Source organism: Streptomyces sp. NPDC014727 (assembly GCF_043083485.1).
GTDB lineage: Bacteria > Actinomycetota > Actinomycetes > Streptomycetales > Streptomycetaceae > Streptomyces.
Genome location: NZ_JBIBYR010000025.1, coordinates 1 through 12,503, shown reverse-complemented (window position 1 = coordinate 12,503; position 12,503 = coordinate 1). Strand labels below are relative to the sequence as shown.

The 12,503-nt window shown below is 71.0% G+C and carries 13 protein-coding genes; 5 read left to right on the top strand and 8 right to left on the bottom strand.

What is annotated here, in order from left to right; all coding sequences use genetic code 11:
- Positions 1–43: 43 nt before the first annotated feature.
- Positions 44–814, bottom strand: coding sequence for a dienelactone hydrolase family protein (locus tag ACF1B9_RS29470; RefSeq protein WP_391745580.1), 771 nt, complete (start codon positions 812–814; stop codon positions 44–46).
- Positions 815–1,073: 259 nt separating this feature from the next.
- Here ACF1B9_RS29470 and ACF1B9_RS29465 point away from each other — a divergent pair, with 259 nt between their 5' ends.
- Positions 1,074–1,472 carry a DUF6221 family protein gene (locus tag ACF1B9_RS29465; protein ID WP_391745579.1) on the top strand — a complete coding sequence of 133 codons (399 nt, stop codon included), beginning with the start codon at positions 1,074–1,076 and terminating at the stop codon, positions 1,470–1,472.
- 207 nt (positions 1,473–1,679) lie between these two features.
- On the opposite strand, the gene ACF1B9_RS29460 is transcribed toward ACF1B9_RS29465, so the two are convergent.
- The 3 genes from ACF1B9_RS29460 to ACF1B9_RS29450 form a co-directional block, all read right to left on the bottom strand.
- The gene (locus tag ACF1B9_RS29460) at positions 1,680–2,264 is read right to left on the bottom strand and encodes a rhodanese-like domain-containing protein (protein WP_391745577.1); all 585 of its coding nucleotides are present in this window, start codon (positions 2,262–2,264) and stop codon (positions 1,680–1,682) included.
- Between the two features lie 117 nt (positions 2,265–2,381).
- Positions 2,382–3,770, bottom strand: coding sequence for a rhodanese-like domain-containing protein (locus tag ACF1B9_RS29455; RefSeq protein ID WP_391745575.1), 1,389 nt, complete (start codon positions 3,768–3,770; stop codon positions 2,382–2,384).
- A gap of 96 nt (positions 3,771–3,866) precedes the next feature.
- Positions 3,867–4,193, bottom strand: coding sequence for a rhodanese-like domain-containing protein (locus tag ACF1B9_RS29450; protein ID WP_391745574.1), 327 nt, complete (start codon positions 4,191–4,193; stop codon positions 3,867–3,869).
- 168 nt (positions 4,194–4,361) lie between these two features.
- Between ACF1B9_RS29450 and ACF1B9_RS29445 the strand changes: the two genes are divergently transcribed.
- The gene (locus ACF1B9_RS29445; RefSeq protein ID WP_391745572.1) at positions 4,362–5,630 is read left to right on the top strand and encodes an MFS transporter; all 1,269 of its coding nucleotides are present in this window, start codon (positions 4,362–4,364) and stop codon (positions 5,628–5,630) included.
- Between the two features lie 444 nt (positions 5,631–6,074).
- Here ACF1B9_RS29445 and ACF1B9_RS29440 read toward each other — a convergent pair whose 3' ends face one another.
- Genes ACF1B9_RS29440 through ACF1B9_RS29425 form a run of 4 tightly spaced genes read right to left on the bottom strand, consistent with a single transcriptional unit; the run spans position 6,075 to position 9,844 of the window.
- The gene (locus ACF1B9_RS29440; RefSeq protein ID WP_391745571.1) at positions 6,075–6,743 is read right to left on the bottom strand and encodes a response regulator; all 669 of its coding nucleotides are present in this window, start codon (positions 6,741–6,743) and stop codon (positions 6,075–6,077) included.
- A complete protein-coding gene (locus tag ACF1B9_RS29435) occupies positions 6,740–8,056 on the bottom strand; it encodes a sensor histidine kinase (protein ID WP_391745569.1) in 1,317 nt (438 codons plus the stop codon). Before ACF1B9_RS29435 ends, ACF1B9_RS29440 begins: the two co-directional genes overlap by 4 nt.
- 4 nt (positions 8,057–8,060) lie before the next feature.
- Positions 8,061–8,900, bottom strand: a complete 840-nt coding sequence (locus tag ACF1B9_RS29430; protein WP_391745567.1) for an ABC transporter permease — start codon at positions 8,898–8,900, stop codon at positions 8,061–8,063.
- Positions 8,897–9,844, bottom strand: coding sequence for an ATP-binding cassette domain-containing protein (locus ACF1B9_RS29425; protein ID WP_037696563.1), 948 nt, complete (start codon positions 9,842–9,844; stop codon positions 8,897–8,899). Before ACF1B9_RS29425 ends, ACF1B9_RS29430 begins: the two co-directional genes overlap by 4 nt.
- A gap of 202 nt (positions 9,845–10,046) precedes the next feature.
- Between ACF1B9_RS29425 and ACF1B9_RS29420 the strand changes: the two genes are divergently transcribed.
- Genes ACF1B9_RS29420 through ACF1B9_RS29410 form a run of 3 tightly spaced genes read left to right on the top strand, consistent with a single transcriptional unit; the run spans position 10,047 to position 12,464 of the window.
- Positions 10,047–10,838, top strand: a complete 792-nt coding sequence (locus ACF1B9_RS29420; protein ID WP_391745566.1) for a hypothetical protein — start codon at positions 10,047–10,049, stop codon at positions 10,836–10,838.
- Between the two features lie 52 nt (positions 10,839–10,890).
- Positions 10,891–11,013: a hypothetical protein gene (locus ACF1B9_RS29415; RefSeq protein WP_391745564.1), complete on the top strand. Its 123-nt coding sequence runs from the start codon at positions 10,891–10,893 to the stop codon at positions 11,011–11,013.
- Positions 11,013–12,464 (top strand): glycoside hydrolase family 3 N-terminal domain-containing protein, encoded by a 1,452-nt coding sequence (locus tag ACF1B9_RS29410; protein ID WP_391795950.1) that lies wholly within the window; start codon positions 11,013–11,015, stop codon positions 12,462–12,464. Before ACF1B9_RS29415 ends, ACF1B9_RS29410 begins: the two co-directional genes overlap by 1 nt.
- Positions 12,465–12,503 lie beyond the last annotated feature (39 nt).

Sequence of the window (12,503 nt, the reverse complement as noted above, 5' to 3'; positions counted from 1 at the left end):
TGTGCCCCTGCCGACCGTATGTCCGTGGCGCGAGCGCCGCGATTCAAGCGCGTGCGGGTCCGACGGTACGGTCCAGCAGCGCCGTCAGCGCCGCCCAGTGGCGTTCGTCCGCCGTGCTGTCGTACGCGGCGGTGTCGGCCTGGGTGAAACCGTGGCGCGCCCCCGGGTAGACCTCGCTGTGGTGGCGTACACCCGCTGCGGTGAGGGCGTCGTCGAGGCGGTCGATCTGTTCCGGGGGCAGCGAGGAGTCCTGGTCGGCGTGGCCGAAGTACAGCTCGGCGGTGATCCGGCCGGCGAGCAGGTGCGGGCTGTCGGCGGAGTCGGTGGCCAGGCGCCCGCCGTGGAAACCGGCCGCGGCCGCGACGCGATCCGGGTACGTGCCCGCGGTGCGCAGGGCGAGTCCGGCGCCCATGCAATAACCCGTGACGCCGACCGGCCCGTCAGTGGTCAGGGACGATTCGGCCAGCCAGGTCAGGTAGGCGTCCGCGTCACGCATCGCCGCATCGGGTGTCAGTGACTGCATCATCGGGCCGATGCGCTCGAAGAGCTCGGGGCGTGCGGCCGGGTCGATGAAGTCGGGAAGTTCGACCACCGGCGCTCGCCCATGGCGGTGGAAGACATTGGGGACCAGAACGGCGTAGCCGGCCCCGGCCAAACGGTCGGCCATCTTCTTCAGCCGCGGACGGAGCCCGAAGGCATCCGAGTAGACCAGCACGGCGGGGTGGGGACCGCTGTCGTCGGGGTGGGCCAGGTAGGCGTCGGCGACACCGTCCCGGGTGGGAATGTCCACGGATGTTCCGCGCACGGAGGTCATGGCGGCTCTCCTCTCCTGTCGCGGTCAGTGATGGTAGACGGCCAGTGATCGCTCGGCCGGTCACCGGCCGCGACCGGGCGCGTTGCCGGGCCGCGACCGGCGACGAAACTCGGGCAGAAAACCGTCACGTCGTAGGTGCTGTGCCGGTCTTCCGACTCGGTATCGTCGTCCGGCGGCCCAGGTGAGCGAACAGGGACCGAGCAGGCAGCAGGTGCCGTTCCCGGCAGGGAGCCAAGACGGTGAAGGATCCGTAGCCCCGATGACAGACAACTCCGAGATGATCGACTTCGTTCGGGCGCGCCTCGCCGAGGAGGAACAGATCGCGCAGGCGGCGGGCGGCGAGAGCTGGCGGTGCCCTGCCGACGTGTCCGGCGAGGTCCACGACCGCTCCGGCGGCATCGCGTTCGTCCTGCGCGGTCGCGGCTTCGACCGGCATATCGCTTTCCAGGATCCGGCGCGCACGTCCCGGCGCATCGAGACGAGCAGGGTTCTTCTCGATGAATACGCGGAGATCGCCGACAGGGACACCGACCGACCCGAGCACGACTTCCCGTCCGGCCGCGCCGTCGGCCTCGGCTTCGCCGTCCGGCAGATGGCCGCGGAGCACGCCGGCCACCCGGACTACCGGGCCAAGTGGCTGCCACGGTTCATGCAGTAGTCACCGTCGCCGCCGTCCGGTGCCCTCGCCGGTGGCGTGCACGCCGCTGTGCCGCGGCCGGTCGGTCGTCCAGTCCGGCGAAGGAGGCCTCCTTGGTGCCCTGTCAGGCCGGGTGGGCGAGGATCGGCACGGTCAGGATCGAGTCTCCGCCGCCGAGAACGCCGAGGCTGACTCCGCCGAACAGCGACGCCGCGACGACCAGGGCGGTCATGACGTGCCCCGCAGTTCCGTGATCACCTTGCGGATGTCGGTGCGCGGTCCGCGGTTGTAGGGGAGCTTGGACAACAGGACGCCCATGGCACAGGAGTTGCTCAGAGCCGCGTACGTCAGACCGGCGCCGACCGCGGTTCCGATGAGGTGCGCGCCGGGAACGAAGAGGCCCACCACCCCGGTGGCGAGGACGATCGAACCGGCGACGAGCCGGACCTGGCGCTCCATGTCCCAGTGGTCGGCGCCGCGGTTCGTGGGAGCGCCTGCCATCTCCCAGGCACTGATGCCACCCTCCAGCACACGGAGGTTCGGCAGGCCGGCCTCGGCCAGAGCCTTTTCGGCCTGGGCGGCACGGGCCCCGGAGCGGCAGACCAGGACGACGTCCTCGTCGAGGTGGGCCAGCAGTTCGTTCCGGTGCTCACGCAGGGTGTCGAGGGGCACGTTGTAGGCGCCGGGGATGTGAACCGTGCGGAACTCACCGGACGTGCGCACGTCGAGGATGCGCGGCGCGCGTTCCTCCTGCACGAGGCGGTGCAGGACGGCGGGGGTGATCGAGGAGGTCCGGGCGGACTTCTCAGTCATGAGGGGCTCCGTTCGAAGAGTTCATGTGCGTGGGTGGTGGTTGATGGCCCGAGCAACCGCCCTGGGCAGGGGTTCCCCCCGCCCGGGGCGCGCCGGGAGACTGCGGGAGCAGAGCGGTCAGACGTCGGCGGGTTCCGCCGACAGGGCCCAGGCGGAGTAGCCGCCGAGGATGTCGGAGACGTCCTCGAAGCCGCGCCGGCGCAGGAGACTGGCCGCGATCGAGGAGCGGTGGCCACCGGCGCAGTGCAGGACGAGGGGGCGGTCGGCGGGGATCTCGTCCAGGCGCTTGGGCAGTTCGCTCAGGGGCATGTGCAGGGCGCCCTCGATGAAGCCGTTCGTGCTGCGCTCTTTGCAGGTGCGTACGTCGATGACGAGCGGAGGGTTCTCTCCTCGCAGGGCGGTGCGCAGTTGTGCGGCAGCCAGGCGGCTCGCGGGGGCGACCTCCCCGGCCAGCGCCTTGAGGGCGTCCTCGGGGTTGCGCAGGTAGCCCACCGCACGGTCGAAGCCGATACGGGCGAGGCGGGTGACGACTTCCTCCTCCCGGTTCTCCGGAGCCATGACGATCAGCTCGTCGGCCGGATCGAGGACGGTGCCGGCCTGTTCCGCGAACCGGCCCTCGACGGGGATGTTGACCGCCCCACGCAGGTGGCCGTCGGCGAATTCCTGCGGGGAACGGGCGTCGACCACGACCGCCCCCGCCCTGCGCAGCTCGGTGAACTCGGCCAAGGACAGCGGCCGTGGCGCCGCGGCCGAGTCGAACAGGAGACGGTCCTTGCGGTTGAGTTCCGCGTCGAAGGCGAAGTAGCCGGGTGCGGCGTACTGGCCGGCGGTGACGAGTGCGACGAAGTCCTCACGAGTCATCGGTACGCAGGCGTAGTTGGTGGCGCGCTGCTCCCCGATGGTGGACTGCTTCTCGGTGGAGAGGTTCTTGCCGCAGGAGGAGCCGGCGCCATGGGCGGGAAAGACCCGGACCGCGTCGGGCAGTGCCATCAGCTTGTTCTGGACACTGTCGTGGAGCATCGCGCCGAGTTCGTCGGCGGTCACGCCCACGGAGGCGAGCAGATCGGGGCGGCCGACGTCGCCGATGAACAAGGCGTCGCCGGTCAGCACCCCGTAGGGAACCGTGTCATCGGCGTGCTCGTACACGAGGACGCTGATCGACTCGGGGGTGTGCCCCGGGGTCTCCATGATCTTCAGGGTGACATCGCCGAGGGAGACACGTTCGCCGTCGGCGAGCTTGCGGATCGGGTACTCGGTCTCGGCGCGGCGGCCGTAGCCGATCCAGGCGCCGGTGCGGTCGGCCATCTCCAGGTGCCCGGCGACGAAGTCGGCGTGGAAGTGGGTGTTGATGACGCCCACGACGGTGAATCCGTGCGCCTGGGCGTCGGCCAGGTACTCCGAGACGTCTCTGCGGGGGTCGACGACCACGGCCCGGCCGGTCGTCTCGTCGGCAATCATGTACGACGCCTGCGACAGGCAGTCGAGGTAGTACTGGGTGAAGAGCACGGTAGAACCTCCGTCGGGGGACGCGCACCCGGCCGGGTGCGGAGAGTTGGCCGAAGGCGCGACAGCGCCTTCCGGAATGGGTCCGGGGTCGAGGCTTCAGGCCGACTCGGCGGCCGCAGCGCCGTGGTCGAGGGAGTGACCTGCCCGTGCCCGTGCGGCGATGCCGCCTGTGACCGGGACTGCGTCCACACCGAGAGCCTCAAGGTGCTCGGTGGCCCAGCGGCTGCGGTTGCCGCTCGCGCAGATCACGGAGACGGCCCGGTCCCCGGGCAGAGCACTCACGACTGCCCCGAGCGCGGGCAACGGCGCGGGTTGTGCGCCGGGCACGTGGCCGACCCGGTACTCGTCGGACTCCAGGACATCGATCACGAACGCGCCGTTCGCGAGCTCCGCCGCGAAGACGGTCAGATCCACCTCACGCATGAAGATCCCCTGTTCTCGGATACCCCCGTAGGTATTGATTGCTCCGACCGTAGACAGCCTCGCAGCGGAAAGTCAAATACCCCCAGGGGTATCCTGACTCACGTGAAAAATACCCATAGGGGTATTCTGGCCTGCGGGTTTTCTGATCTTGATGGGAATGGAGGAGCGATGGAACAGCGGACTGACGTGGTCTCCCGCACGCCTGGGGTGCGGCTGGGCCTCCGGGAGAACTGGGCTCAGTTCACTCTGCTGGTGATCGTCACAGCCGCCGTCGGTTCACTCGTCGGCCTGGAGCGCACGACGGTTCCACTCATCGGCACCGACCTCTTCGGGCTGACGAGCAACCTGGCCGTCTTCTCCTTCATCGTCGCCTTCGGTCTCGCCAAAGCCCTCACCAATCTCGCGGCAGGCGCCCTCACGGCCCGCTTCCGACGCCGGCAGCTCCTCCTGGCAGGGTGGCTCGTCGGCGTACCGGTGCCCTTCGTCCTGGCGTGGGGCCCGTCCTGGTGGTGGATCCTGGCCGCGAACGTCCTGCTGGGCGTCAACCAGGGCATGACGTGGTCGATGACCGTGAATATGAAGATCGACCTCGTGGGGCCGGCGCGCCGGGGTCTGGCCACCGGACTCAACGAAGCCGCCGGTTACGTCGCGGTCGGCACGACGGCCTTGCTCACCGGCTACCTGGCAGCCTCCTACGGCCTGCGACCGGCCCCCGAGGCGATCGGCATCCTCTTCGTCGCCGCCGGACTCGGCCTCTCGCTCCTGGTACGGGACACCAGCGCCCATGTCGCCCTCGAACTGTCCCGGACGCCGCCCGCCCGGACCCCCGAGGAACGGAACCCCTCATTCTCAGCAGTGTTCGCGCGCACATCGTGGCGCGACCGCTCCCTGCGCGGCGCGAGCCAGGCCGGCCTCGTGAACAACCTCAACGACGGCCTCACCTGGGGCGTCTTCCCGCTGCTCTTCGCCGACCACGGGCTCGGCATCGCCGCCATCGGCCTGATCAAGGGGCTCTATCCACTCCTGTGGGGCATGGGGCAGATACCCGCCGGCCATCTGGTGGACCGGATCGGCCGTAAACCGCTCATCGTCACGGGCATGCTCGTCCAAGCCGTCGGCCTCCTCACCGCTTTGGCGATCCTCGACCGTCCGCTCCTCGCGGGTGTCCTCTCCGCCGTAGCCCTCGGGATCGGCACCGCGATGGTCTACCCGGCGCTCATCGCGTCCGTGTCCGACCACGCCCACCCCGCCTGGCGGGCGAACGCGCTGGGCACCTACCGATTCTGGCGCGACCTCGGTTACGCGGCCGGAGCCCTCGCCGCGGGCATCCTCGCCGACGCACTCGGCCTGCGGACGACCGTCCTCACCGCCGCCGTCCTCACCGCGTTGTCCGGCCTGCTCGCCGCGCGCTGGATCACGAAACGACCGGGCCGGTGACACCCGCGGCGCACCCTGAGACGGCGAACGAGCGGGGGACTCTTGCGCAGCCGGTCCCGTCGTCGGCGTCGCGCACCGGAACGCCGCGTCGGGACCGCCGTCGCGACACAGGCCACACCTGCGAGCAGGAGCCCGCCGCGGACCCAACCGTCATGGCCGGACGCCAGAGCCATCAGGGCCGCACCGGCAACCGCAGCGAGCACCGCCGCCACCGTCCGCCCGAGGGCACACCGGCCTCGGACTCGGCGACATGCGAGGCTCCCCGCACACCGACGGTCCGAGGATGGCACCCGGTGACCACGGCGCGCCGGAGCCGGCCTACTCGTCGCCCCCAGCCGGGCGTGGACTGCGTTGCGCTGCGGGAACTGCTTGGGGAGTCGCCATGACGGCGGCCGTGCCGCTCCGTGAGGCCTCGGAGCCGGCAGGCTGCCCTCCGTCGTCCGCTCACCCGGCACCGGGGCCGGCGAGTCCGAGGTCATAAGCGAGGATCACGGCCTGGATGCGGTCACGGGCGCCTATCTTGGCCAGGACGCGGCCCACGTGTGTCTTGACGGTGGACTCGGACACGACGAAGCGGGTGGCGATCTCACCGTTGGTCCAGCCTTTGCCGATGGCGACGAGGATCTCGCGCTCGCGTTCGGTGAGGGCATCCAGTCTCGGGTCCTCCTCGAAGTCGCTCCGGCGAGCGGGCACGCGCTGGGCGTACTCGTCCAGGAGACGGCGGGTGAGAGCCGGCGCGATGACGGCGTCGCCGACGGCGACGGCGCGGATGCCGGCGAGGAGTTCCTCGGGGCGCGCGTCCTTGAGGAGGAAGCCGCTGGCTCCGGCCCGGAGGGCGGCGTGGACGTATTCGTCGAGGTCGAAAGTGGTCAGCACGAGAACGCGGGAGCGGCCGCCCGCGGCGGTGATCCGGCGTGTGGCCTCGATGCCGTCCATACCGGGCATGCGTACATCCATGAGGACGACATCGGGACGCAGCTCGGCGGTCTTGCGGACGGCCTCGGCGCCGTGCGTGGCCTCACCGACCACCTCCGTCTCGGGGATGGAGTCGAGCAGCATCCGGAAGCCGTAGCGCTGGAGCGGCTGGTCGTCCACGATGAGCACCGTGGTCACCTGGCACCGGCCCGGGGTGTCATGTCGAGGGTGGCCTCCACCGCCCATCCCCCGCCGGTCGCGGGTCCGGCACTGACGTTCCCTCCGTAGAGCGCCACTCGTTCTCGCATGCCCACCAGTCCGTGTCCTTCCTCGTTCGATGATCCGGGGCTTTCCGCCGGGCCGTCGTCCCGGACCCGGATGACCAGCCGGACATCCTCGACGACCACCGACAGTTTCACCCGCGTGCCGGCCCCGGCGTGCTTCAGGCTGTTCGTGAGGGCTTCCTGAACAATGCGGTAGACCGTCAACTGCATCCCGCCGTCCAGGGCGCCCAGGTCGCCGGCGGTCCGGTAGACGACGTCCAGGCCGGCGGTGCGCACACCGTCGCACAGGGCCTCGATGTCCATGAGAACGGGCTGCGGACTCAGTTCAGGCGTGACGGGAGGGCCGTCCGACGCCTCCCGCAACACGCCGAGCACGCGTCGCAGTTCACCGAGAGCAGTCCGGCCCGTGTCGCCGATGAGCTGCAGGGCCTCCTTGCCGCGTTCGGGAGCCGTATCCGTGGCATACACGCCGGCATCGGCGAGGGTGATCATGACGGCCAGGTTGTGGCCGACGATGTCGTGCATCTCGCGGGCCACCCGCGTCCGCTCGGTGGCGGCCGCGAGCCTGCTGCGCTGGTCACGTTCGATCTCCAGGCGGGCCGCCCGCTCCCGCAGCCCCGCGAGCTGGGCCCGGCGGGTCCGTACCATCAGGCCGAGCGCCAGGGCCGCGGTCTCGGTGCTCAGCAGGAAGAACAGCGCGTCCCAGACGGACACCGCCGCCGACGCGCGCACCACGACCAGCACCATCCCCGCCGTCATGATCCCGCAGGCCCACGGCAACTGCCGCAGTCGCCCGTGCAGAGCGAGGCTGTACAGGGCGATGAACAGGGCGACGTCCGCGCGCAGCGCGGCGCCCAGCGACCACTGGAGGACGAACACGGCCGCGATGGTGCCGAAGGCCGCCATGGGCCTGCGCCGACGCCACAGGAGCGGCAGCACCAGACCGGCCTGCAGGACCAGCATGACCGCCAGGGGAAGCCGGGTGAAGGCGAGTCGGAACCGGCGTGGACCGTCGCTGTCCCCGGCACCGCCGTGCAACAGGTCCGGCAGGCAGAACATGAGGAAGACCAGCACCACCACCGTGGTGTCCAGCACCCATGGATGTGCCCGGTCCGCCTGCCGCAGCCGCTGGCCGCCCCGGGAAAGTCGGGCGACCAGCGGCCCCATTCCGCCGGCTTCGTCGGCGGAGGTGGTCGTCGTCAAGGAGGTCACCTGCCCATGGTGCATGCGATCAGACGTCGCTGCGCACGAGCCGGTACGCCGCCCCCGCCAGGGCGATTGCCGTCCAGCCGAGGAAGACCAGCAGCCCGGCCGTGGGCGACAGGGTGGTGGTGTCGTGGGTCAGGGCGAACATCGACTCGCCCGCGTTGCTCGGCAGGTAGGGGCTGATGTCGTCCTGCCAGGAGCTGGGGAGCAGCGAGACGAGCCCCGGGATCAGCATCAAGGCGGCGACCAGCACCGAGATGCCGCCGGCCACCGACCGCAGCAGTGCGCCCAGGGCGGTGCCGATCACGCCGACCAGGCCGAGGTAGAGCCCGGCGCCCAGCAGGCTTCGTACGACTCCCGCGTCCGTCAGGCCCATCGCGGCGGGGGTGCCGGAGACGATGCCGCTGCCGGACAGGAAGGCGACGAACGCGCCGAGCGTGCCGACCACCAGTGCGACCAGCCCGAACACGGCCGCCTTGGACCACAGCACCGGCAGCCGGCGCGGTACGGCCGCCAGCGTCGAGCGGATCATGCCGGTGGAGTACTCCCCCGCCGTGACCAGCACGCCGAGCACGCCCAGGGCGAGCTGGGCGAAGTTGGTGCCGAAGAGGGACAGGCTCACGGCCGTGGAGTCGGCGAAGTCCCGGTCCAGGTGACCGGAGCCGATGCCGGACTTGTAGCGGCTCGCGGCGATCAGCCCGAAGGCGACGAGGAAGAGCAGGCCGAGGCCCAGGGTGATCCACGTCGAGCGCAGCGACCACAGCTTGGCCCACTCCGAGGACAGCACGCGCCGTCCGGTCACCCGGTAGGCGGGGCGGGCGGGGCCGGACGGGGGCGCCTCGACGGTCGCGGTGAGGGTACTCATGCCGCCCTCCCGTCGGCCGCGAGGAAGTCGATGCCGGTCGTGGAGCCGTGGTACTCCACGGCATCCCTGGTCAGGTTCATGAACGCCTCCTCCAACGACACCGTCCGCGCGCTCAGTTCGAACAGCGCGATCCCGTGCTCGGCCGCCTTCAGGCCGATCTCGCGGGCGGTCAGCCCGGTCACCTGAAGTTCCTCGGAGCCGGCGCGGCCCGTGGCGTCGACACCGGGACCGGCCAGTACGTCCCGCAGCCTCGCCGGGTCCTGCGTGGCCACCTTCACCATGTCGCCGCCCGCCTCGCGGACGAGGTCCCGCACAGTCGTGTCGGCCAGCAGCCGGCCACGACCCACGACGATGAGATGGTCCGCCACCAGGGCCATCTCGCTCATCAGATGGGACGACACGAACACGGTCCGGCCCTCCTCAGCGAGCGCCTTCAGCAGGTTGCGGATCCAGAGGACGCCTTCCGGGTCCAGCCCGTTGACCGGCTCGTCCAGCATCACCGTCTGCGGATCGCCCAGGAGTGCCGCCGCGATGCCGAGCCGCTGGCCCATTCCGAGAGAGAAGGCACCCGCCCGCTTCTTCGCCACACTCCCCAGCCCCGCGAGGTCGATGACCTCGTCGACCCGGCGACGGGGAATCCCATGCGTCAGCGCGAGCGCCTTCAGGTGGTTGTGGGCCGAGCGGCCCGGGTGAATCGATTTCGCCTCCAGAAGGGCCCCAACCTCCTGAAGCGGTGCCTCGTGCCGGGCGTAGTGGCGGCCGTTGACCTTGACGGAGCCGCTCGACGGGGCATCGAGCCCGACGATCATCCGCATGGTCGTCGACTTCCCGGCGCCGTTGGGCCCCAGGAAACCGGTCACCATACCCGGCTTGACGGCGAAGTCCAGCCCGTCGACGGCAGTCTTCTCCCCGTACCTCTTGGTCAGCTGCTGTGCGTCGATCATTCGCGTTTCTTCCTGTAGGAGACCGGCGCCCGTCTGTCACCCCTGACGCCTCACCGACAAAGCTAGGGACCAAAACGCCCCGATTCGGTGGTACCGGGGACTGATCCGCGCCCGTCGGGTCGTACCCCGGTACTACGTGACGCCTCTCCGGCGCGCACGCTGTTCAGGTTGTGTTCAGGCACGGGGTGCCATCGTGCGGATCATGACCGTAGAGCACGTCCTCGACGACCGGCCCCTCGTCCCCGTACGCCGGATGGCGAACAAAGTGCCAGAGGTGACCGTCTACTTCTGGATCATCAAGGTGCTGACCACCGGCATGGGCGAAACGGCGTCGGACCTCCTGGCCCGGCTGCTCGGCCCGGTGCCGGCGGTCGCTCTCGGCGGCCTCGCCCTGCTGGCCGCCCTCGCCGTGCAGTTCGCTCTCCGCCGGTACGTCGCCTGGGCCTACTGGACCGCCGTCGTCATGGTAAGTGTGTTCGGCACCATGGCAGCCGACGTCCTGCACATCGGCCTCGGCGTACCGTACGCCGTGTCGACGCCGGCCTTCCTCGCCGTACTGGCCGCGGTCTTCGTCCTCTGGTACGCGAGCGAGCGGACCCTGTCCATCCACAGCATCCGCACCCGCCGCCGCGAGACGTTCTACTGGGCGGCCGTCCTCGCCACCTTCGCCCTCGGCACCGCCGCGGGCGACCTCACCGCCACCGTCGGCTTCGGCTACCTGGGCTCGGTCGCGCTTTTCGCGGCCGCCATCTGCGTGCCCGCCCTGGCCCACCGCTTCGGCGCCCTGAACGCGGTGACCTCCTTCTGGACCGCGTACGTCATCACCCGCCCCCTCGGCGCCTCCCTCGCCGACTGGATGGCACTCGGGCACGCCCGCGGCGGCCTCGGCCTCGGACTGGCGCCGGTCACCCTCGCGTGGACGGCCGCGATCGTCGGATTCGTCGGCTACCTGGCCGTGTCACAGCGCGACACGCGCGCCCACGCCGCAGCCTGAGGGGCAGAACGCGTCACGGTGCGGGTCGGCCACCACCCGCGGATCCGCCGAGATGATGGCGGTGCTCGGGTCGGCTCCGCTTCGCGGGCACTGCAGGGTCGCCCCGGAGGCCATCGGCGCCTTCCTGGCCAAGACCGCGCCCGCCGCCACGGCCACCGCCGAGGTGGCGGTCTGATGCCGGCGGAACTGCGCCACAGCGACGGAACCCCGTTCCGTGACCTCAACCACAACGGCACCATGGAGCCCTACGAGGACCCCCGGCTGCCCGTCGAGGACCGCGTCGAGGACCTGCTCGGCCGGATGACGCTCGCCGAGAAGGCCGCCCTGATGTGCCACGGCCGCATGGTGACCGGCCCCGACCCGCGGATACCGATCCCGATGCCCACCGGCGCCGAGCTGATCACCGAACGCGGCGTCACGCACTTCGCGATGATGGCCGTGCCCGACGCCCGCACGATGGCCGAGTGGAACAACCACGTCCAGGACCTCGCCGCGGCCGGGCGCCTCGGCATCCCGGTCACCCTCTCCTCCGACCCTCGGCACGGCTTCGCCTCCAACCCCGCCACCGCCCACGCCGGCGGCGGCTTCAGCACCGGCCCCGAGCCGATCGGCCTGGCCGCCACCGACGACCCGGAGCTGGTCGAGGAGTACGCCCGTCTGATCGGCCGCGAGCTGTGCGCCGTCGGCATCCGCGTCGCCATCCACCCGATGGCCGACCTCGCCACCGAGCCTCGTTGGGCCCGGATCAGCGGCACCTTCGGCGAGGACCCGCAGCGCGCCGCACGGACGATCGGCGCCTACATCCGCGGACTCCAGGGCGCGAGCATCGGCAAGGGCAGCGTCGCCTGCATGACCAAGCACTTCCCGAGCGGAGGCCCCCAGTACCGGGGGGAGGACTCGCACTTCGCCGCCGGGCGTCGGCTGGTCTACCCCGGCGGCGCCTTCGAGCAGCACCTGACTCCCTTCGAGGCCGCCTTCGCGGCCGGCACCGCCCAGATCATGCCCACCTACGCGATCCCCTCCGGCAGCGGGCTCGCCGAGGTCGGCGCCAACTTCAACCGGGACGTCATCACCGGTCCGCTGCGGGAGCGGTACGGCTTCGACGGCGTGATCTGCACCGACTTCAACGCCATCACCGGCACCGAGATCCCGGGCCTCACCACCTTCCCGCCGCGCAACCGGGGCGTGGAGGAGCTGTCCGTCGCCGAGCAGGTGGTGCTGACCCTGCCCGCCGCCAAGGTCCGCCATCGCCAGCTGGTCGAGGTGAGAGCGTCGGCCGCCACCGTCGCGCTGCATGCCACGGTGCCCGACGCGCAGGGCATCACGCTGCTGGCCGTGCACCCCCGAGCGGTCGGCCGCGGCGCCCGGATCGTGGACGAGGCGCACTGGCAGGGCCTGCCCGACGGACACACCCGCGCCACCACCACCGATCCCGGTGATCGTGGAACCCGCGCCACCGGCCCGGCCCGCGGCGCCGACACCGAGCCCGGCGGGCTGGTGTCGCTGCTGACCCGGGCCAGAGCCGCGCACGTCCACGTCGGCACCCGGCCCCTGGCGCTCTACGACCAGCTCACCGGCACCCGTCCGTTCACTCCCGCCCCCATCGACCCCAAGGACATGCGTTGAGCGAGCTGGTCACCGCCCGGATCCGTGCCACCGCCACCA

Excerpts from the sequence above, each read along its gene's own strand:
- ACF1B9_RS29470 (WP_391745580.1), bottom strand. The coding sequence starts at position 814 with ATGACCTCCGTGCGCGGAACATCCGTGGACATTCCCACCCGGGACGGT.
- ACF1B9_RS29465 (WP_391745579.1), top strand. The coding sequence starts at position 1,074 with ATGACAGACAACTCCGAGATGATCGACTTCGTTCGGGCGCGCCTCGCC.
- ACF1B9_RS29460 (WP_391745577.1), bottom strand. The coding sequence starts at position 2,264 with ATGACTGAGAAGTCCGCCCGGACCTCCTCGATCACCCCCGCCGTCCTG.
- ACF1B9_RS29450 (WP_391745574.1), bottom strand. The coding sequence starts at position 4,193 with ATGCGTGAGGTGGATCTGACCGTCTTCGCGGCGGAGCTCGCGAACGGC.
- ACF1B9_RS29445 (WP_391745572.1), top strand. The coding sequence starts at position 4,362 with ATGGAACAGCGGACTGACGTGGTCTCCCGCACGCCTGGGGTGCGGCTG.
- ACF1B9_RS29435 (WP_391745569.1), bottom strand. The coding sequence starts at position 8,056 with ATGCACCATGGGCAGGTGACCTCCTTGACGACGACCACCTCCGCCGAC.
- ACF1B9_RS29430 (WP_391745567.1), bottom strand. The coding sequence starts at position 8,900 with ATGAGTACCCTCACCGCGACCGTCGAGGCGCCCCCGTCCGGCCCCGCC.
- ACF1B9_RS29425 (WP_037696563.1), bottom strand. The coding sequence starts at position 9,844 with ATGATCGACGCACAGCAGCTGACCAAGAGGTACGGGGAGAAGACTGCC.
- ACF1B9_RS29420 (WP_391745566.1), top strand. The coding sequence starts at position 10,047 with ATGACCGTAGAGCACGTCCTCGACGACCGGCCCCTCGTCCCCGTACGC.
- ACF1B9_RS29415 (WP_391745564.1), top strand. The coding sequence starts at position 10,891 with ATGATGGCGGTGCTCGGGTCGGCTCCGCTTCGCGGGCACTGCAGGGTC.
- ACF1B9_RS29410 (WP_391795950.1), top strand. The coding sequence starts at position 11,013 with ATGCCGGCGGAACTGCGCCACAGCGACGGAACCCCGTTCCGTGACCTC.